The organism is Streptomyces sp. NBC_00620 (assembly GCF_026341825.1).
In the GTDB taxonomy this organism is placed as follows: Bacteria; Actinomycetota; Actinomycetes; order Streptomycetales; family Streptomycetaceae; genus Streptomyces.
This window is the reverse complement of record NZ_JAPENY010000003.1, coordinates 332,339-351,529: the sequence shown is the minus strand read 5'-3', so window position 1 is coordinate 351,529 and position 19,191 is coordinate 332,339. Positions and strand designations below refer to the sequence as shown.

The window sequence follows — 19,191 nt, the reverse complement described above, 5'->3', positions numbered from 1 at the left end:
GCTACTCCATGGCGGCAAGCACCGCGCGCCGCGTGAGCACCCGGGCGAGGTGTGCGCGGTACTCGGGCGAGGCCGACGGATCGGACGTGGGATGCGTGCCGTCCGCCGCCACCTCGGCGGCCCGCCGGACCGCGCCCTCCACGGAGGCGCCGACCAGCGCGTCCTCGGTCGCGCCGGCCCGCAACGGTGTCGAGCCCATGTTCGTCAGCCCGATCCGCGACTCCGCGATCTGCCCGTTCTCGCGCCGGACCAGCGCCGCCACGCCGACCACCGCCCAGGCCTGCGCGACCCGCTGGAACTTCTCGTAGTGGAAGCCCCAGTCGTCGGTCTTCGGGATCTCCACCTCCACCAGCAGTTCGTCCGGCCGCAGCGCGGACTGCAGGTAGTCGACGAAGAACTCGCGGGCCGGGATGGCCCGCCGCCCCGCCGGCCCCTCCGCGATCAGGGTCGCGTCGAGCGCGAGGATCACGGCGGGCAGGTCACCGGCCGGATCGGCGTGCGAGAGCGCTCCCCCGAGGGTGCCGCGATGGCGTATGGCGGGATCGGCGACCGTGGCCGTGGCCGCCGCGAGCAGTCCCGCGTGTCGGCGCACCAGCGGGTCGCGGATTACGTCGTGGTGCGAGGTCATCGCGCCGATGATCAGCGTGCCCTCGCCCTCGCGGACCCCGCGCAGCTCCGGGATCCGGCCGACGTCGACGACCAGTTCAGGGAAGGTGAGCCGCAGCCGGAGCAGCGGCAGCAGGCTCTGCCCGCCGGCGAGCACCTTCGCGTCCTCGCCCGCGTCCGCGAGCGTGCGCACAGCCTCGTCGACGCTCGTGGGCCTCGCGTACTCGAATGCCGGGGGAATCATGCCGACGCCTCCTCGATCGCTTGCCACACCCGCTGCGGCGTACAGGGCATCGCCACCTCGGTCACGCCCAGTGGGCGCAGCGCGTCCACGATCGCGTTGACCACCGCGGGCGTCGAGGCGATGGTCCCCGCTTCGCCAACTCCCTTGGAACCCAGGGGGTTCGACGTGGCGGGCGTCTCGGTCCTGCCGGTCACGAACTCGGGCAGGTCGGCGGCCGAGGGCACGAGATAGTCGGCCATCGTGCCGGAGACCAGGTTGCCGTCGTCGTCGTACACGGCCTCCTCGTACAGGGCCTGCGCGATGCCCTGCGCGACCCCGCCGTGCACCTGGCCCTCGACGATCATCGGGTTGATGACCCGGCCGACATCGTCGACACAGACGTACGACCGGATGGTCGTCCGCCCGGTCTCGGTGTCGATCTCCACTGCGCACAGGTGGGTGCCGTGCGGGTAGGAGAAGTTCTCCGGATCGACGAGGTGCTCGGCGTTGATGGTGGGTTCCATGCCGTCGGGCAGGTCGTGCGAGGAGAACGTCTCGAAGGCGATCTCCTGAATGGTCTTGCGTGCGTCGGGCGAGCCCTTCACGGAGAACACGCCGCGGGTGAACTCGAGGTCGTGCTCGTTGGCCTCGAGCAGATGCGCGGCCACCTTCCGCGCCTTCTCCACCACCTTCTGACCGGCGTGGTGCACGGCGGCCCCACCGACGACGAGCGAGCGCGAACCGTAGGTGTCCATGCCCTGCGGCGCCGTCTTGGTGTCGCCGTGCAGCACCTCGATGTCCTCGAAGGGCACCCCCAGCACATCGGCGGCGATCTGACTCCAGCAGGTCACATGCCCCTGCCCGTGCGGACTGGTGCCCGTGACCACCTCGACCTTGCCGGTCGGCAGCATCCGGATGCTCGCCGCCTCCCAGCCCCCGGCCGAGTACCGCAGATCTCGCAGCACCCGGCTCGGCGCGAGCCCGCACATCTCGGTGTACGTGGACACACCGATGCCCAGGCGCACGACGTCACCGCGCTCGTTCCGCTTCTGCTGCTCCGCCCGCAGCTCGTCGTATCCGAAGAGCGCGAGCGCCTTGTCCGTGGCGGCTTCGTAGTTGCCGCTGTCGTAGGTCAGGCCCGCGACGGAGGTGTACGGGAACTCCTCGTGCCCGATCCAGTTGCGGCGCCTCAACTCGACCGGATCCAGGCCGAGTTCGACGGCCAGCTCGTCCATGATCCGTTCGATGGCGTACGTCGCCTCGGGGCGCCCTGCGCCGCGATAGGCGTCCGTGGGCGTCTTGGTCGTGAACACGCCGGTGATGGTGAGGTCGTATGCGTCCATCTTGTAGATGCCCGGGTACATGAAGGCGCCCAGGATCGGGATGCCCGGCGTGACGAGCATCAGATACGCGCCCATGTCGGCGAGGAGATCGACCTTGAGGCCGAGCAGCTTGCCCTCGCGGGTGGCGGCGATCTCGACGTCCTGGATCATGCCGCGGCCGTGATGGGTCGCGAGATAGCCCTCGGAACGCGACTCGGTCCACTTCACCGGCCGTCCCAGTCGGCGCGCGACGGCGAGGGCGAGTGCCTCCTCCCCGTACACCTGGAGCTTGGAGCCGAAGCCGCCGCCCACGTCGGGGGCGATCACGCGCAGCTTGTGCTCGGGGATGCCCGTGACGACGGACAGCATGATCCGCAGGATGTGCGGGATCTGGGTGGAGGAGTAGACGGTGTACTCGCCGGAGGCTGCGAGCGGGGTGACGACGACGGCGCGCGGCTCCATGGCGTTGGGGATGAGCCGCTGCTGGACGTAGCGCCTGCGCAGCACTACGTCGGCGCGCTCCCGGACGGTCGCGTAGTCCTCGCCCGTCGCCAGCGGCCAGTCGTAGCAGCGGTTGGTGCCCTTGTCGGCGTGGACCAGCGGGGCGTCCTCGGCGAGGGCGGCCTCCAGGTCGAGGACCGGGGGCAGGGGCGCGTAGTCGACCTCGATGAACTCCAGGGCGTCGGCGGCCGCGTACCGGTCGCGGGCCACGACGACGGCCACCGGGTCGCCCGCGTAGCGGACCTCGTCGACCGCGATCGGCGGGTGGTCGGGGTGGACGATGTCCTCGGTGACCGGCCAGGCGCACGGCAGCGAGCCGAGGCCCTCGGCGAGATCGCTGCCGCTGAACGCGGCCACCACGCCGGGCCGTTCGCGTGCCGGAGTGACGTCGATCCGGTCGATGCGGGCGTGCGCCATGGGGCTGCGCAGGATCGCCAGGTACAGCAGGCCGTTGACGCTGATGTTGTCCGTCCAGTTGGTCTGGCCGGTGACGAGCCGCGCGTCCTCCTTGCGGGGCCGGGAACGCCCGACCTCCCGCTCCGTCGCCCCACTCATGTCGAGACCTCCTGTCCGGAGGCGGCGAGGACCGCGCGCACGATGTTCTGGTAGCCGGTGCACCGGCAGAGGTTGCCCTCCAGGGCCTCCCGCACGTCCTTCGCACCCGGCTCCGGGTTCTCGCGGAGCAGATCGCGGGCCGCCATGATCATCCCGGGCGTGCAGTAGCCGCACTGGAGCGCGTGCCGCTCGTGGAACGCCTTCTGCAGCGGATGCCACTCGCCGTCACGGGCCAGCCCCTGGACCGTCGTCACTTCGCCCCCGTCCGCCTGGACGGCGAGCACCGAGCAGCTCTTGACGGTCACCCCGTCCAGGTCGACCGTGCACGCCCCGCAGTTGGAGGTGTCGCAGCCGATCGGGGTGCCGGTCAGACCCAGCCGGTCACGCAGATAGTGGATCAGCAGGAGACGGGGTTCCACCTCGTCCTCGTACGTCGTGCCGTCCACCTTCACCGAGATACGGGTCATGTGCCCTCCCAGGGAACCGTGCGAGGGGTGGTGGGGAATCAGCCACCGGACGTGATGGGCGTCACTCTAGGACGGCCCCCTGACAGGGGCGAGTGTCGCGACAGGCATTTGTTGAGCGTTAATCCGTTGCCGTGGTGTGCGGCGACCTGCTGCACTGCTCGGGACGAGTTCACCGGGATCAAGGAGCAGCAATGCGCGCACCGTTCATGTCCACCCAGGAAGGAATCACTCCCACTTCAAAGGACATGACACCCGGTGCATATGCTCAACCTGGGAATTCTGGCGCACGTAGACGCCGGTAAGACAAGCCTCACCGAGCGGCTGCTGCACGCCGTCGGGGTCATCGACGAGATCGGCAGCGTCGACGACGGATCCACCCAGACCGATTCCCTCGCGCTGGAACGGCAGCGAGGCATCACGATCAAATCCGCCGTCGTCTCCTTCGCGATCGACGACGTCACGGTCAATCTGATCGACACACCCGGTCACCCGGACTTCATCGCCGAGGTGGAGCGGGTGCTGAGCGTGCTCGACGGCGCCGTGCTCGTCGTCTCGGCCGTGGAGGGCGTACAGGCGCAGACCCGTGTGCTGATGCGGACGCTCCAGCGGCTGCGGATTCCGACGCTCGTCTTCGTGAACAAGATCGACCGGGGTGGCGCGCAGTACGAGCGCGTGCTGGAGAGGATCTCCGCGCGGCTCACCCCCGCGATCGTCCCGATGGGCGCGGTCGGTGAACGGGGAACGAGGGACGCCCACTTCACCCCCTTCGACGGCGCTCGGCTGAGGGCGCCGCTGCTCGACCTGCTCGCCGAGCACGACGACGAGCTGCTGGCCGCGTATGTCGAGGGCCGTGTCTCGGACGGCCGGCTCCGCGCCGCACTCGGCCGGCAGACCGGGCAGGCCCTGGTGCACCCGGTGTACTTCGGCTCGGCGACGACCGGCGCGGGCATCGCGGAACTGATGGGCGGGATCAAGGAGTTGCTGCCCTCCGGTGAGGGCGATGCGGACGGCCCGGTGTCGGGGACCGTCTTCAAGGTCGAGCGTGGTCCCGCGGGGGAGAAGATCGCGTATGCACGGATGTTCTCCGGGACCCTGCGGACGCGTGACCGGCTGAACTTCCGCGACGGCGAGGAGGGCAAGGTCACCGCGATCAGCGTCTTCGACGGCGGCTCGGCCGTCCGGGAGACCTCCGTGGCCGCGGGGCGGATCGGCAAGCTCTGGGGCCTCGGAGACATCCGGATCGGCGACACCCTCGGCCTGCCGCGGAAATCGTCGTCGGACGAGCTCCATTTCTCACCGCCCACACTCGAAACGGTCGTGACCCCCTGCCGTCCGGGCGACAAAGGGGCCCTGCACCTCGCGCTCACCCAACTCGCCGAGCAGGACCCGCTGATCGATCTGCGCCAGGACGAAGTACGCAAGGAAACCTCCGTATCGCTTTACGGTGAGGTCCAGAAGGAGGTCATCCAGGCAACCCTTGCAGATGAATTCGGCATTGACGTCCTGTTCCGCGAGACGACACCCCTGTGCATCGAAAGGCCGGCTGGCACCGGTAGGGCCGTCGAGTTCAACGGCAAGGACCCCAATCCCTTTCTCGCGACCGTCGGGCTGCGCATCGATCCGGGGCCCGTCGATTCGGGGGTGGAATTCCGCCTGGAGGTCGAACTCGGGGCGATGCCGTACGCGTTCTTCAAGGCGGTCGAGGACACCGTCAAGGAGACGCTGGCACAGGGAATCCACGGATGGCAGGTCACCGACTGCACGGTCACCATGACGCATTCCGGCTACTCGCCAAGGCAGAGCCACGCCCACCAGGGCTTCGACAAGAGCATGTCCAGCACGGGCGCCGACTTCCGCGGGCTGACACCGCTCGTGGTGATGAGCGCCCTCCGGGAGGCGGGCACACGGGTGTACGAGCCGATGCACCGCTTCCGCCTGGAGGCCCCGGCGGACACGCTGGGCGCGGTGCTGCCCGTGCTCGCGAAACAGCGCGCCGTTCCGCAGAGCACGCAGACGCACGGCGCGACGAGTGTGCTGGAGGGCCGTGTCCCGGTCGCGCAGGTGCATCAACTGGAGCAGCAGCTACCGGGGTTGACGCGTGGTGAAGGCGAGCTGGAGTGCGCCTTCGACCACTACGCACCGGTCGTCCGCGGCACGGTCGAGGACCGTCCGAGGACCGATCTCAACCCGCTCGACCGGAAGGAGTACCTGCTTAACGTGACGCGCCGGGTCTGAAAGTGACCCGCGCGGGGTTTGAACCTGACGTGCGCCGGGTCTGAACCAGAGCTGCCCCGGCGCCCGGTGAAACGAGAAACTTACTCATGAGTCAGGGGTGTTGACGGCTTCTGGAGCGGCCGCGACTGTAGTGAACATGTCGAAGTTACGTGCGCGTCTGCTCGGCGTCCTCGTGCTCCTCACCGGCTTCCTCACGGCGGCGGGCATCCAGCCCGCCGCCGCGGCCCCCCTCCCCGACTCCCTCTGGTTCGACGAATCCGCGGCCGCCACCCTCACCGTCGAGGACGGCCGCTTCACCGACGGGCTCGGCCGCGAGGTCGTGCTGCGCGGCTACAACGTCTCCGGCGAAACCAAGCTGGAGGAGAACAACGGCCTGCCCTTCGCGTCGGTCGCCGACGCCAAGAAGTCGGCCACGGCACTGCGCGCCCTCGGCGGCGGCAACACCGTGCGCTTCCTGCTCTCCTGGGCGCAGGCCGAACCCGTACGCGGCCAGGTCGACACCACCTATCTCGCGGCGGCCACCGCCCAGATCGGCGCCTTTCTGGACGCGGGAATCCGCGTCTATCCCGACTTCCACCAGGACCTCTACTCCCGCTATCTCTTCAACTCGGGCAGTTGGTACACCGGCGACGGTGCCCCCAAGTGGGCGGTGGAAGCCGGGAATTACCCCCAGGAGTCGTGCGGGATCTGCATCTTCTGGGGCCAGAACATCACCCAGAACCAGGCCGTGACAAAGGCGTCGTACGACTTCTGGCACAACACGTACGGACTCCAGGACGCCTTCCTCACCACGGCCCAGGCGACCATGGCCTACGTCAAACAGCACCTCACCACCACCCAGTTCGCGAGCGTCGTCGGCTTCGACCCGTTCAACGAGCCGCACGCGGGCACGTACGACTCCGGTCAGACGAGCCGTACGTGGGAACGCGATGTGCTCTGGCCCTTCTATGTGAAGTTCCGCGCCCGGATGGACGCGGCCGGCTGGCAGGCCAAGCCCGCCTTCGTCGAACCGAACCTCTTCTGGAACGCCAACATCAGCTCCCAGAAGCAGGAGGGCGGACTGCTGGACGCGGGCACCATCGGCCCGCGCTATGTGTTCAACACCCACTTCTACGACCAGAAGGCGATCTCGGGCATTCTGATGTGGGGCAAGGCGGGGGACGGCCAGTACGCCACCGACTTCGGGACGGTGCGCGACCGGGCGTCGGCCGCCGGCACGACGGCGATCATCAGCGAGTTCGGCCATCCGCTGGCCGGATCGGTCTCGGACAAGGCGCCCACCGTCCTCAAGGCGATGTACCAGGCCTTCGACTCCCGTCAGACGGGGGCGAGTTGGTGGTCCAATCCGTCGGCCTCCGGCCCGGTCCTCTCCGCCACCCAGTGGCAGTGGGACATCTACAACGGCCGCCATCACGAGCTGATGAACGACAACCCGGACAAGGTCCTGACCACCGGTGACGCCTGGAACGACGAGGACCTCTCCGCCGTACGCCTCAACGACTCGGGCACGGTCGTACTGCGCCAGGACGCCCGCCTGCTGGACCGCGTCTACCCCAGCGCCACGGCGGGCACGGCGGTCGCCTTCACCTACGAGGACCGGTCGCGGGACGGTTCCACGACGCTGACCTGGAACCCGGTTCCGAGCTCCCTGCCCAATGTCTCCCAGCTCGTGGGATCAGGTCAGTACAGCCTTCTGGTCTGGCGTTCCGACGGCACGAGCGCTCCCACGGAACTCCATCTCCCGGCGTCCTTCCCGACATCGGCCACCACGGTTGTCTCCGACCTCGGTACGACCGCCACCCCGCCCTCGTACACCACGACGACCCCGATCGCGGTGGCCCCCGAGCCGGGCGGCACCGGAAGCCGCCGCCTCCTGCTCACCGCTGCCGGCTCGGGGACTCTGCACTACGCGCTGGTCACGAACGGGGCGACCGCTCCGTCCGCCACCCTGCTGAGCGCGGCCCGGACCGAACTGGCGTCCTGGGCCGCGACGAAGTTCAACTAGCCGACGGAGCCGACCAGTTCGCCTCCACATGGCCGAGGCGAACGCGCTGGGGGTGGTCGCCGACCGGCACCGACACCGTCTTCAGCCCAGCGGCGAAGTCGATGGCGGTGACCTGGTCGGCGCCGCTCTCGGAGATGACACAGGACTTGCCGTCACCGCTGACGGTCGCCCAGTACGGCTTTGAGGCGGTGACGAGCGGGCCCTCCTGGAGGGTCGCCCGGTCCACGACGGTCGCGTAGTCGTCCATCGTGCCCGCGATGCACAGCTTGGTGCCCGCGGGGTTGATCGAAATGCCGTGGTGGCGGGAGTCGTTGACCCAGGTGGTGCGGTCCGTGCTGGTCGCCGGGTTCTTCGGGAGGGTCTTCACCCGGGTGATCCTGTCGGAGGCGATGTCGTACTCCAGGAAGCCGTTGAAGAACGACACCTGGAAGTACAGCTTGGACTCGTCGGCGCTGAACGCGGCGGGCCGTACCGCGTCGGAGTAGTCCGTGAGACCGATCGCGTCCAGCCGCTGACGCATGTCGATCACCTTGACCTGCTGGAAGGTGGCCGCGTCGACGACGGTGATGTACCGGTTGCCCTTCGTCCAGTCCAGCCACGGGTCGTCGAGGGCGGTGTTGACGTCACCGATGGCCATGTTCCAGATGTACTTGCCGTCGCTGGTGAAGATGTTCTCGTGCGGCTTGTCACCGGTGGCGAAGGAGCCGAGCTGCTTGCCGGTGTTGATGTCGAGGACGTGCACGGTGTTCCCGGTCGAGGCGGAGACCGCGACGCGGGTGCCGTCCGGAGAAACCGCCATGTGGTCGGAGCGGTAACCGGACACGGCGAAGCGCCAGTTGATGTTCCCGGTGGCGAGGTCGATGGAGACGACGTCGGCGAAGCTCGGGCGGGAGACGACCATCGACTTGCCGTCGGGCGTGGAGTACATGTCGTCGACGAACTGGTCGTGGCCCTCCCCGACGCCGTTGCGAATGGCGAGGAAGTAGATCCACTTGATCGGATCGGCGTTGATCGCGGCCAGCCGGGCTTCCTTGTCCGGCACGACGTTGATCCGGCCGATCTTCGCGAAGTCACCGGTGGACTTGATGACATCGGCGGTGCCGTCCCAGTTGTTGCCCACGAACATCACCTCACGCAGCTCGGCGGCTGCGGAACTCTGCGCGGTGGCGGCGGTGGCCGTACCGCCGAGGGTGAGGGCGAGCGCGACGGCGACGGAGCAAAGGCGTCTGGGTCTGAGGACAGACATGTGGGTCCCTGTCGTAGGTGGGGAGTGCGGGTGGAAAGTTGCCTGTGGCAAGCGCATGACAAGGGAGAATCTGAACAGGCGCGCGTTCAGAGTTGACTTACTGGAAAGTAAGGAGGGGGCGGCCCTCTTCACAAGGGTCCGTACACGACAAAATTGCCGGAGCATGAACGGTTCACCGGATGGACGGAGGGAGGACGCGTGGCGGGCAGGCTCAAACAGCCGACAGGCCGTTACGGGGGCAGAACCGCCGAGGAGCGGCAGGCCGAGCGGCGCCGCCGTTTCCTGGAAGCAGGACTCCAACTGTTCGGCGACAGCCCGGGCTTCAGGTCCACGACGGTCGCCGCACTGAGCGAGGCGGCGGGCCTGTCGACCCGCCAGTTCTACGAGGAGTTCCGCACCCTCGAAGACGTCCTGGCCGCCCTGCACCTCCAGGTCAACGACTGGGCCGAGGGGGCCGCCCTCGCCGCCCTCGCCGAAGCGGGGGACCTGCCGCTTCCCGAGCGCGCCACCGCGATCTTCCGTGCTTACGCCGCGAACGTGACGAGCGATCCGCGCCGCATCCGCATCACCTTCGTCGAAATCATCGGCGTGAGCCCACGGTTGGAGGAACAACGGCTGGCCCGCCGTTCCCGCTGGGTGGAGTTCATCTGCGCGGAGGCGGCCGCGGCCGCCGTCCGCGGCGAGGCCGCACCACGCGACTACCGCCTCGCCGCGACGGCCTTCATCGGCAGCGTGAACGGGCTGCTCCACGACTGGAACGCCGGGTGGGTGGACGCGACCCTCGACGAGGTGGTCGAGGAACTGGTCCGGCAGTTGCTGGGGTTCCTGCGGCCCGCGGGGTGGGATCCGGACGACAACCCGCACTGTGACGGCGGCCAGTGACGTCACCTCGCGGATCAGCCTGAAGAAGGTGATTTCCTGGGCCGGGGCGGCTGGGTCAGGGAATTCTGAGCTCGCTGTAGGTCACGGTGACGGTCTTCCCGGGGCGCAGTATGTCCAGGCTGTGGTCCTCGACGACGACGGACGGCGGGTCGACGTTCCTGTCGCTGATCTCGATTCCCGCCAGGAACAGCCGGGGGCTCTCGGGCATCCAGCCGAGGAGCGGGACGTACCGGCTGTACTCCTCCGAGCGCACTGTGATCGTGAGGTATACGGGCTTCGAAGGGTTGTCGGCCTTCGTGCGGCGGGCCCATGGCATCGAGCCCTGCCTCGACATGTCGATGTCCCGCTCCAGTTGCTCGGCGAGCCGCTTGTGGACCAAGTAGCTCAGCCCCGCGAAGACAAGGGCCCAGGCAAGTGCCTGTCCACCGGCCTTGAGTCCGGCTCTCCAGGGAGACGCGGGCCGCATCGACGGCGTGACCACCGGCGTCGGTGACGGTTCGACGACCGGCGCTGTCGTGGGTGACGGTTCGACGATGGGCGCCGTCGTGGGCGCCGCTGTGGGTGTCTGCGGTACCTCGACGGGTGGCGGGGTGCTCGGCGTCGGTGTGGGTTTCGCGGTCTGGGCGGAGGTCGACGGGGGTGAGGGGAGGGGGGCCGACGGCGCCGGGTTCGGCGGCAGATGCTCGACACCTGCGGCCGCGAGCCTGGCTGACACGCCCGTCGTCCGGCCGCCCTCGCTCGTGACGACGAGCTTGACCGCGGGCGGGAAGGGCTTGCCCGTGGTGAGGGCCGCCCTCGTCTGCCTCAGCAGCCCGAGCAGCCGGATGCGCCCCGGCACGTCCTTCGTGGCCTCGACCCGCTGGATCAGGCCGTCAAGGTTCTTCCCCAGGTTCCGAGCCGGGTCGATCGCGGTGGCGCTGCTGACATTCCCGGTGGCTGCGAGGGACTTGTTGTCGGCCAGGTGCACCTCGCCGGTCCGGGTGTTGTAGGCGACGCCGTCGAAGCCCGACTGCGTCACGCCGTGACCGCCTGCGCCGCTGGGGCCTTCGAAGAAGATCCAGCCCTCGGACTCTTTGTAGTGCGTGAACCCCATCGCCTGCTCGCCCGCGTATCCGCGGGCGTGCCGCGGGTCCATCGGTTGCCGTGCGACACCGACTGCCGTCCCGCGGACGACTGGTGGCGGCTTGCGGCCGTCCGCCAACGCCATTGCGGCCGCCTCCGCGTCTTGCTCGAACGGGCTGTCGACCTCGGCTCCGGCCGCAGGTCCCCCGAGCCGCTGCTGAACGACGTGGATCAGCTCGTGTGCGAGCGCGTGCTGTCCGGCACGCGTCCGCAGCGACGGGACGTCGCCGCCGAGGACGATGTCGTCTCCCACGGTGTAGGCACGGGCCTCCATCCGACGGGCCGACGTCGCGGCCGCCCCGTCACTATGGATCCGGACGTCGCTCAGGTCGTACCCGAGCAGCCCCTCCATCGTCGACCGCATCATCGGAGCCAGGGGCGCACCTGACGACCTGGCGGAGAGCCACGACGTGGCCTCGGCAGACATCGCAACGCCGGCTCGGGGTGGGGCGGAATGGTGGACCACCGCCCGTTGCGCATGCCGGGTCACGTGCCACCCCTCTCCGTGCTCCTGCCGCGAGCGCCGCACACCCTGCCGCCCCGACGTCACCGAAGCGTCACTGTGGCATCACCGTCACGCGGTGCCGCCGCGGTGACGAAGCCATCTCGCACTGCCGGTAAGCCTGTTCACGTGCTTCGACCACCGGTGCGGAGCCGAGCCTGCGGCCCCTGGGCTGTCCCAGAGCCTGACTTTCGAGGAGCGTGGCGTCAGGGCCACTACCCAGCGAGCCGGTTCACTCCATCGAGGACAGGGCTCACCCCGTCCTCAGTACCGATGCCGGCAGCCAGACTCTGGGCACGCCGCCGATACGACGGTTCCGTCGTGGCCCGTACGAGAGCCGCCTCGAGACGGTAGGAGGTGAGGCCGCGCAGCGGCACGGCCCGGGGTGCTACGCCGAGGGAGACGAGGCGGGCCGCCCAGAACCCCTCGTCGAACTGGATCGGTACGGGCACGGCCGGCACCCCGGCCCGCAGCCCGGCCGCCGTCGTACCCGCGCCCCCGTGATGGACCACCGCGGCCATCTGCGGAAAGAGCACGGAGTGCGGTACCTCATCGACCGTGAACATGTCGTCGCCGGCGCCTCGCAGCCCACCCCAGCCCCGCTGGATCACCCCGCGCAGCCCGGCTGCCCGCAGGGCGCGTACGACTTCGGCGCTGAGCCGCTCGGGATCGGGCACGGTGGCGCTGCCCAGACCCACGAAGACCGGGGGAGGCCCTGAGTCCAGGAAGTCCCGCAGTGGCAGCGGGAGTTGGCCCCTCCTGTCGCCGTCACCGCCGTCGCAGTCGTAGCCGTCGTACGGCCACCAGTACCCGGCGACATCCAGCCCGGCACGCCAGTCGCGCGGGCGTCGCACCACAAGAGGACTGAACCCGTGGTACACGGGCCAGCCCTCCCGCTCGCGGGCGCGACGCGCGGCGCCGGGACCGCTGCGCGACAGACCGAGCCGGGCCCGTAGGGTGCGCACGGTCTGGGCGAACACTCGCTCCACGGCCATGTTCACGCCGTACCCGGCCGCCCGGTTCACCGCGGGCCCCCAGGAGCGGACCCCGGTCACCGGAGGTGCGAACTCCCTTGTGGGAGCGAGGGGTTGGAGATACACCCCCATGCTTGGCAGGGACAGCCCTTCGGCGACGGCATGCCCGAGTGGTCCCAGGGAACTGGACAGCAGGAGTACGTCGCTTGCGTGCGCGGCCTCGATCAGGTCGTCGGTCATCTGCCCGACCAGGGACCTGGCCATCTCGACCACCCGGATGAGCTTCCCGGCCCCGCTGGTGCTGCGGTGCAGCCCCTGCCCGCGTACCGACTCCAACTCGGCCCGCGGATCCACCGGCAGCGCGTGAAACGCGACCCCCGAACCGGCCACCAGCCGCGCGAAACACCCATGCGTCACCAGGGTGACCTCGTGCCCGGCACGCGCAAGACCGTGCCCGAGACCGGTGTACGGCGCCACGTCGCCCCGCGAACCCGCGGTCATGATCGCTACTCGCACGACGGTCAGTATGGCGCGATTCACGGCCGGGGTCCCGCAGGTGGGTCCTCGATGAGCTCGGCCTGCGCGATCGTGTCCACGCGGTGGTCTTCGCTTTCGGCCAAGGCTTGGTGCGTCCAGGGGGCTGGCGTCGCAACGAACTGGCCATGGCGCAAAGTCGCTCTAGCTCGCCTCCAACCGGAATGATCGAATCGGTCCTTGATCCAATCTCAATGGTGGGAGTTCTGGCGTGCGTTCCATGTCGTACGAGGATCTGTACCGTGAAGTGTCCGCGGATATCGAGGCGGAGCGGGAAGAGACTCTCGAACGGCTCGGCAGATCGGCGAAAGCGGTCAAAGGGGCGGTCGCCGAACTCCTGCGCCATCGCAAGTTCAAGTACCCGCTGTCAGTACTGCCGATGATCGTCCATGGCATTGAGACCGGCACGCTCCAACCGGCTGTTCCGCTGGCCGTCGTGCATGAGCTGTGGTGGACTTCGGCGTGCTATCTGGACGACCTGGCCGACGGTCAGGGAGCGTTTGTCGCCGGTGACCTCAGTGAGAGCGAGGCGCTGCTCGCCACGGTCATCAGCGGAAATTCCCTTCCTGTTCTCGTCGTCCACTCGCCACGGATTCCGGAGTCGGTGCGCGGAGCTCTCACGGCGGAGGTCGTGAACTGCTGGATCGTCGCGACCGAGGGGCAACTGAGCGACCTGGGCGGGGACGTGGGTGCCGTGGCGCGGGACTCGGTGGTCACGGCGTACAGAGGGAAGTCCGGCGCACCCTTCAGCGCGATCACGGCAATGGCTGCGGAACTGGCGGGTGTTGAGAAAGGAAGGGTGGAGCTCTGGCGTGAGTTCGGCAATGTCTTCGGTGTCCTGTGGCAGATGTTCAACGACCAGGAAGACATCCTTTCCGGCCGCAACGAAGACCTGCTGAACGGCACGGTGACCTACCTTTTCGCGTGTGCCGTTGAGGAGGCGGCTCCCCAGTGCAGGGAACGAGTCCTGGGCCTGCACGCCGACGCCAGGAATTCTCATCGCGCCAGAGCGGAACTCACCGAAGTGCTCCTGGCGCCGGATGTTCTGCGGCGCTACGAAGAGGACCTCGACACATTCCGCCATGAGGCGCACGCCATTCTTGATGAACTGGGCGGCGACGAAGCCTATGTGCCGGTGCTGCGGCAGCTCGTGGACCACTCCTCCCGGATGCTTCTCCAGCCCGGCCTCGTCAGCGCGGGGGCGGCATCGGCGTAGGGAAGCGACCGAGGGCGGAGCCGGTCCTGGTCATGGGAGTTTCTTCGGCTCCTGGACCGCGGCCTCTGACCGGACGGGACGACGGCTGCCGGTGACCTTGGAGGCCGGCAGACGTCCGGCCTTGGAGGTACCGGCGAGGGTGTCGCCCTCGACCGTCACGGCGAAGGCCAGGTTCAGGCGCAGGGGCTTGGTGATGGCCTGCGTCCAGGTGAGGCGGTCACCGTCGAGGGCGACGTCGCCGAGCGGGACTTCCTCTCCCGCCCCGTGGGCCGTCCCGGTCAGGACGCCGTCCTGCCGACGGAGTTCGACCACGGCCTTGATCTTGCCGATGGGGGTGGAGACGGACAGGTCCCAGGTGCCTTCGACGGACATGCTGTTCTTCCTCACGGTGCGGTGCGGGATGGACGTACGCGAGAGCCTGTGGCTGGTCAGAGGCCGACGGGCGCGGGGCCCTGGTGGCGCCAGACCGTGCCGCGGCGCTCGTGGGCGAACAACTCCTCGACCGCGTGGGCGATCCGGGGGCCCACCTCGCGCTCCAGCAGATACAGGGCCAGGTCGAGTCCGGAGGTGACACCGGCGCCCGTGACGAGGTCGCCGTCGTCGACGACGCGGGCGCGGACCACGTGCACGCCGGTGGCGTCGAGCATGTCCAGGCCCAGGTGATGGGTGGTGGCGTGGCGGTCCTCCAGCAGGCCGGCCATCGCCAGGACGAGCGAACCCCCGCACACCGCGGCGGTCGTCACCTCCGGATTCCCCATCGCCTCCTTCATCAGCGCGGGCAGTTCGGTGGCCAGCGTGCGGCCGAGCAGCACGGGGATGAACTCGTCCTGCCGCCACTCCCCGGCCCCCGCGTCCTGGTCAGGGACCTCACCGGGCTCTCCGACCCGGCCCGAGGCGCCAGGAACCAGGATCAGGCCCGCCCGCCCGGGGTCGAGGGCGCCAGTGGCCCGCAACGCGAGGCCACCGGTACCGCTGACCACCTCGCGCGCCCCCTCGGCGGAGACCAGTTCCACGCTCACCGCGCCGCCGGACGCGGTACCGCCCGCGTACAACACCTCATAGGGGGCGATGACATCGAGCGGATCGAAGCCGTCGAACAAGACGATCTGGGCGTGCATGCGAATTCCTTCGGACGCTGTACGGGGCCGGTCTCTACGCCGGACATCTCGACGCTAAACCGGCCACCGAACCGTCTCCCAGTGGCATTAATGACAGCCTCCAACGGGATATCGCCATTGCTCGGAGGGCGGTCATAGCTGGGAGAACCGCAGGCCATCGCATACTTCTCCCGCCCGCCTGCAGGGTGCGAAGATCGTGAGACCTACATCTGACCGGGGGCGTGGATGAGCGTGCTGATCAGGCCTGCGCGGGCGGCGGAAGCCGAGATCCTCAGCGACTTGGCACTGCGATCCAAGGCGCATTGGGGCTATGACGCGGACTTCCTGGAGGCGTGCCGGGACGAACTCACCGTCGGCGCAGGTGAACTCGCACGTCGGCGAGCCACGGTGGCCGACGAAGACGGCCGCATCCTGGGCTTCACGACTCTTGAGGGGAAGCCACCCATAGGCGTTCTGGGGATGATGTTCGTCGAGCCGCAGTCCATCGGCCGGGGGATCGGCCGACTGCTGTTCGAGCACACCATCGCTGCCGGACGGGACCTGGGGTTCACCCGGCTCACGATCGACGCGGACCCGAACGCCGAGCCCTTCTACCGCGGGATGGGCGCGGTGCGCACAGGAGACGTCCCCTCGGGTTCCATCGCCGGGAGGGTGTTGCCGCAGATGGCCATCACCATCCAGGGCTGAACCAGCCCTGTTCGACCGGTCGCCGGCTCAGGCGAGCGTCTTGAGGAGGGCGGTGGCCAACTCGGCGGAGGAGCCCGGGTTCTGGCCCGTGATCAGGTTCCGGTCGGAGACCACGTACGAGGCCCACGGCTCGCCCTCGGTGTACTCCACGCCGAGCGCGACAAGGCGGTCCTGCAACCGCCACTTGACCTTGTCGCCGAGTCCGGACTGGGCTTCCTCGGCGTTGGTGAACCCGGTGACGCGGTAGCCGTCGAGCGGTGAGGTGCCGTCCGGCTGCTCGGTCGCGAGCAGGGCGGCCACGCCGTGGCAGACCAGCGCCAGGGGCCGGCCGGCGTCGAGGGTGGCGGTGATCAGCCGGGCGGAGTCGGCGTCCGTCGACAGGTCCTCCATCGGGCCGTGACCGCCGGGGTAGAAGACCGCCAGGTAGTCGGCGAGGTCGACATCGGCCAGGGCGATCGGCCGGCGCAGTACGGCTGCCTGGTCCAGCAACGCGGCGACGGCCTCGGCGCCCTCCTTGCCGCCGTTGAAGTCCGGTGCGAGGCTCGCCGGATCGACCGTGGGCGCCGTACCGCCCGGGGTGGCGACGACCACCTCGTGCCCGGCCTCGGTGACCGCGCGGTAGGGGGCCGCGAACTCCTCGGCCCAGAAACCCGTGGGATGCCGGGTGCCGTCGTTCAGGGTGAGATGGTCGGCCTTCGTCATGACGAAGAGGATCTTGCCCACAGTGCGTACTCCTTCGGTGTTGATCCGGCGGCGGCAGACCGCGCGCGCCGGTTGACGGTCCCGACGGTAGATCGCCGTGCGATCGTAAAACCAATAGGCTCCTCCCTATGCCCGATAGGAATACCGATGGAATGCGGACCGGCGACAAGGCGTTGGATCTGACCCAGCTGCGCACGTTCCTCGCCGTGTACCGGGCCGGTTCCCTCACCGAGGCGGCCCGCCGTCTGAAGCTCGCCCAGCCCACCGTCACCAGCCAGATCCGCTCCCTGGAGCGGCAGCTCGACCGCCAGCTCTTCGAGCGGCTGCCCCGTGGAGTCGCCCCCACTGCCGTGGCCGACGACCTGGCCGCCCGGATCGCGGCCCCCATGGACCAGCTCGCCACGGTGGCCGACCGCGACACGTCGGGCGTCACCGAGCCGGTACACCTGGGAGGGCCCGCCGAACTGCTGTCCGTCCGTGCGCTGCCGGCCCTCGCGCCGCTGGTGGCGCAGGGGCTGCAGCTACGCGTCACCCCCGGGCTCGCCGACGACCTGCTCGACGGTCTGCGCGCCGGGCGCTTCGACCTGGTCCTGTCCGCCGTGCGTCCGCGCGGGCGCTCGGTCCTGGCGACACCGCTGATGGACGAGGAGTTCGTCCTGGTGAGCGCGCCGTCCTGGGCCGCCCGCATCGGCCCGCTCACCAGCGACGACCCCCACCCTCTGCACGCCGTCCCCCTGGTCACCTACGCCGAGGACATGCCGATCGCACGCCGCTACTGGCGCCACGTCTTCCGCACCCGGCTGACCCTGCGGCCCGCCTTGGTGATGGCCGACCTGCGTGGCGTCCTGTCCGCCGTCGCCGCGGGAGCGGGATTCACCGTACTTCCCAGCTACCTGTGCGCCGACGAACTGCGGACCGGCGCCCTCGTCGCCCTCGTCGAGCCCGAGGACCCGCCCATCAACACGGGCTTCCTCGCCCAGCGCACCGGATCCGTGCTCGGCCACGACGCCGTGCGGGTCCGGGACGCACTCCTCGACGCCGCCCGGTCCTGGTAGGCCGGAGCCGAGGCGCTTACCGCGGGCGCCGATGAGCGTCCGCCCGCATGGCCTCGCTGAAGAAGTCCCAGATGGCGGCCGGGGCATTGAGCGTGTGATCGGTCCTGCCCATGAGCCGGGGGAAGCGGTAGTCGGGATTGGGGATCGTGTGGCCGCCGCCGGAGACCGCGAACGCCACGACGGGAGCCTTGCCGGGCTGGGCGTAGCGGGTCTCGGTGACCAATGGACCGTCCGCACCGCCGGACCCATCCAGGGGCAACGTTGCGGGCGGCCAGCTGGTCGGAGGCTCGGTGATGCCGTTGACCTCGGCGAAGGCACGGGCGGTGGCCTCGGCGGACAGGACCGTGCCGCGCTTCTGGAAGCCGAAGATGCTGGCCTCGCCGCCCTCGTACGGCATGATCGGGTCGCGCGTACCGGCGACGAGCAGCACGGGCAGCGGACGCTTCGGCTCCGTGACGGCCCACTGGTCCGGAGTGGGCAGACCCGCCCCGATCACCGCGATGGCGGCGATCCTCTCCGGCGTCCGGGCGGCGAGACGGAAGGCCATCTGCCCGCCGTTGGAGAAGCCGGTGACGAACACCCGGGCGGGGTCGATTCCGTGACGCTCCCGGAACCGCTCGACGAGCGCGCCGATCAGCCCTTCGTCGTCGACGTCCTCCTTGCGGGCGGGGGTGACCGCGGCGGTGCGGCCGTCGTTCCAGCCACGCTTGTAGCCGTCCGGATAGACCACCGCGAACCCGTGCCGCTCGGCCAGCTTGTCGAAGCCGTACCCGGTGGCCGTACGAATGGTCTTCCCGTCCTGCTGCGAGCCGTGCAGGACGAACAGCAGCGGCGCGCCGGGCGGCAGATCGGCCGGCACGAAGGCCCGGTACGCACGCGACCGGTCGTCCACGGTGATGGTGTCCACCGTCACCGGGGCGCTCAGCCGCAGCTCAGCGGGCTTGGGGCTGTGCAGGAAGTACCCGTACGCGGCGGCGCACACCAGCGCCACCACCCCGATCACGGCCAGTGCCGTCACCGCCGCGCTCACCGGCGTGCCCCCTGGTCCATCGCGCAGAAACGGACGGTCACCGTCCGCTCTGCCACCACGCCGCCTGCATGGTCGGCCGCGCCCGTCATGAATACCCGCATGGCCTTGCCCTCACTTCGTTCCACGTCGTTCTGCCTGTGCATTGACCTTGCGGTGGTGGCTCGGGGGTATCCAGGGACCAGGAGTCCGTGGCTGGCCGACGTGCCCCG

17 protein-coding genes are annotated in these 19,191 nt (G+C 69.4%); 6 read left to right on the top strand and 11 right to left on the bottom strand.

The genetic code is table 11. The features are described 5' to 3' along the window. Position 1: 1 nt before the first annotated feature. From OG246_RS32890 to OG246_RS32880, 3 genes are read right to left on the bottom strand one after another with little or no spacing between them, the layout of a single operon-like run. Complete coding sequence (locus tag OG246_RS32890; RefSeq protein WP_266471756.1) at positions 2 to 850, bottom strand: xanthine dehydrogenase family protein subunit M; 849 nt, start codon at positions 848 to 850, stop codon at positions 2 to 4. Further along, positions 847 to 3,207: a xanthine dehydrogenase family protein molybdopterin-binding subunit gene (locus tag OG246_RS32885; RefSeq protein WP_266471754.1), complete on the bottom strand. Its 2,361-nt coding sequence runs from the start codon at positions 3,205 to 3,207 to the stop codon at positions 847 to 849. Before OG246_RS32885 ends, OG246_RS32890 begins: the two co-directional genes overlap by 4 nt. Continuing rightward, positions 3,204 to 3,674, bottom strand: coding sequence for a (2Fe-2S)-binding protein (locus OG246_RS32880; protein WP_266471752.1), 471 nt, complete (start codon positions 3,672 to 3,674; stop codon positions 3,204 to 3,206). The genes OG246_RS32885 and OG246_RS32880 overlap by 4 nt, the downstream gene beginning before the upstream one ends. A gap of 255 nt (positions 3,675 to 3,929) precedes the next feature. Here OG246_RS32880 and OG246_RS32875 point away from each other — a divergent pair, with 255 nt between their 5' ends. Then, the gene (locus tag OG246_RS32875) at positions 3,930 to 5,909 is read left to right on the top strand and encodes a translation factor GTPase family protein (protein WP_266471749.1); all 1,980 of its coding nucleotides are present in this window, start codon (positions 3,930 to 3,932) and stop codon (positions 5,907 to 5,909) included. 136 nt (positions 5,910 to 6,045) lie between these two features. Further along, positions 6,046 to 7,914 carry a cellulase family glycosylhydrolase gene (locus tag OG246_RS32870; RefSeq protein ID WP_266471746.1) on the top strand — a complete coding sequence of 623 codons (1,869 nt, stop codon included), beginning with the start codon at positions 6,046 to 6,048 and terminating at the stop codon, positions 7,912 to 7,914. Here the strand turns inward: OG246_RS32870 and OG246_RS32865 are convergent. Beyond that, positions 7,907 to 9,160 carry a YncE family protein gene (locus OG246_RS32865; protein WP_266471744.1) on the bottom strand — a complete coding sequence of 418 codons (1,254 nt, stop codon included), beginning with the start codon at positions 9,158 to 9,160 and terminating at the stop codon, positions 7,907 to 7,909. The genes OG246_RS32870 and OG246_RS32865 overlap by 8 nt on opposite strands. A 198-nt stretch (positions 9,161 to 9,358) precedes the next feature. Here OG246_RS32865 and OG246_RS32860 point away from each other — a divergent pair, with 198 nt between their 5' ends. Further along, entirely contained in the window at positions 9,359 to 10,042 is a 684-nt protein-coding gene (locus OG246_RS32860; RefSeq protein WP_266471742.1) for a TetR/AcrR family transcriptional regulator, read from the top strand. A 55-nt stretch (positions 10,043 to 10,097) separates the two neighbouring features. Here OG246_RS32860 and OG246_RS32855 read toward each other — a convergent pair whose 3' ends face one another. Continuing rightward, on the bottom strand, positions 10,098 to 11,531 hold the full coding sequence (locus OG246_RS32855; protein WP_266471739.1) for a DUF4157 domain-containing protein: 1,434 nt from the start codon (positions 11,529 to 11,531) through the stop codon (positions 10,098 to 10,100). Positions 11,532 to 11,881: 350 nt separating this feature from the next. Beyond that, entirely contained in the window at positions 11,882 to 13,141 is a 1,260-nt protein-coding gene (locus OG246_RS32850) for a glycosyltransferase (RefSeq protein ID WP_266474910.1), read from the bottom strand. A 253-nt stretch (positions 13,142 to 13,394) separates the two neighbouring features. On the opposite strand from OG246_RS32850, the gene OG246_RS32845 reads away from it, so the two are divergent. After that, entirely contained in the window at positions 13,395 to 14,390 is a 996-nt protein-coding gene (locus OG246_RS32845) for a polyprenyl synthetase family protein (protein ID WP_266474909.1), read from the top strand. A gap of 30 nt (positions 14,391 to 14,420) precedes the next feature. On the opposite strand, the gene OG246_RS32840 is transcribed toward OG246_RS32845, so the two are convergent. Both OG246_RS32840 and OG246_RS32835 read right to left on the bottom strand, forming a co-directional pair. Further along, positions 14,421 to 14,762, bottom strand: coding sequence for a hypothetical protein (locus OG246_RS32840; RefSeq protein WP_266471738.1), 342 nt, complete (start codon positions 14,760 to 14,762; stop codon positions 14,421 to 14,423). Between the two features lie 56 nt (positions 14,763 to 14,818). Then, positions 14,819 to 15,508, bottom strand: coding sequence for a DJ-1/PfpI family protein (locus OG246_RS32835; protein ID WP_266471735.1), 690 nt, complete (start codon positions 15,506 to 15,508; stop codon positions 14,819 to 14,821). Between the two features lie 225 nt (positions 15,509 to 15,733). Between OG246_RS32835 and OG246_RS32830 the strand changes: the two genes are divergently transcribed. Next, on the top strand, positions 15,734 to 16,195 hold the full coding sequence (locus OG246_RS32830) for a GNAT family N-acetyltransferase (protein ID WP_266471732.1): 462 nt from the start codon (positions 15,734 to 15,736) through the stop codon (positions 16,193 to 16,195). A gap of 27 nt (positions 16,196 to 16,222) precedes the next feature. Here OG246_RS32830 and OG246_RS32825 read toward each other — a convergent pair whose 3' ends face one another. Further along, a complete protein-coding gene (locus tag OG246_RS32825; protein ID WP_266471729.1) occupies positions 16,223 to 16,918 on the bottom strand; it encodes a type 1 glutamine amidotransferase domain-containing protein in 696 nt (231 codons plus the stop codon). A 107-nt stretch (positions 16,919 to 17,025) separates the two neighbouring features. Here OG246_RS32825 and OG246_RS32820 point away from each other — a divergent pair, with 107 nt between their 5' ends. Continuing rightward, positions 17,026 to 17,952 (top strand): LysR family transcriptional regulator, encoded by a 927-nt coding sequence (locus OG246_RS32820; protein ID WP_266471727.1) that lies wholly within the window; start codon positions 17,026 to 17,028, stop codon positions 17,950 to 17,952. 16 nt (positions 17,953 to 17,968) lie between these two features. Here the strand turns inward: OG246_RS32820 and OG246_RS32815 are convergent, their stop codons facing one another. After that, positions 17,969 to 18,982, bottom strand: coding sequence for a PHB depolymerase family esterase (locus OG246_RS32815; RefSeq protein ID WP_266471724.1), 1,014 nt, complete (start codon positions 18,980 to 18,982; stop codon positions 17,969 to 17,971). Beyond that, positions 18,979 to 19,107, bottom strand: a complete 129-nt coding sequence (locus OG246_RS32810) for a hypothetical protein (RefSeq protein ID WP_266471721.1) — start codon at positions 19,105 to 19,107, stop codon at positions 18,979 to 18,981. Before OG246_RS32810 ends, OG246_RS32815 begins: the two co-directional genes overlap by 4 nt. Positions 19,108 to 19,191 lie beyond the last annotated feature (84 nt).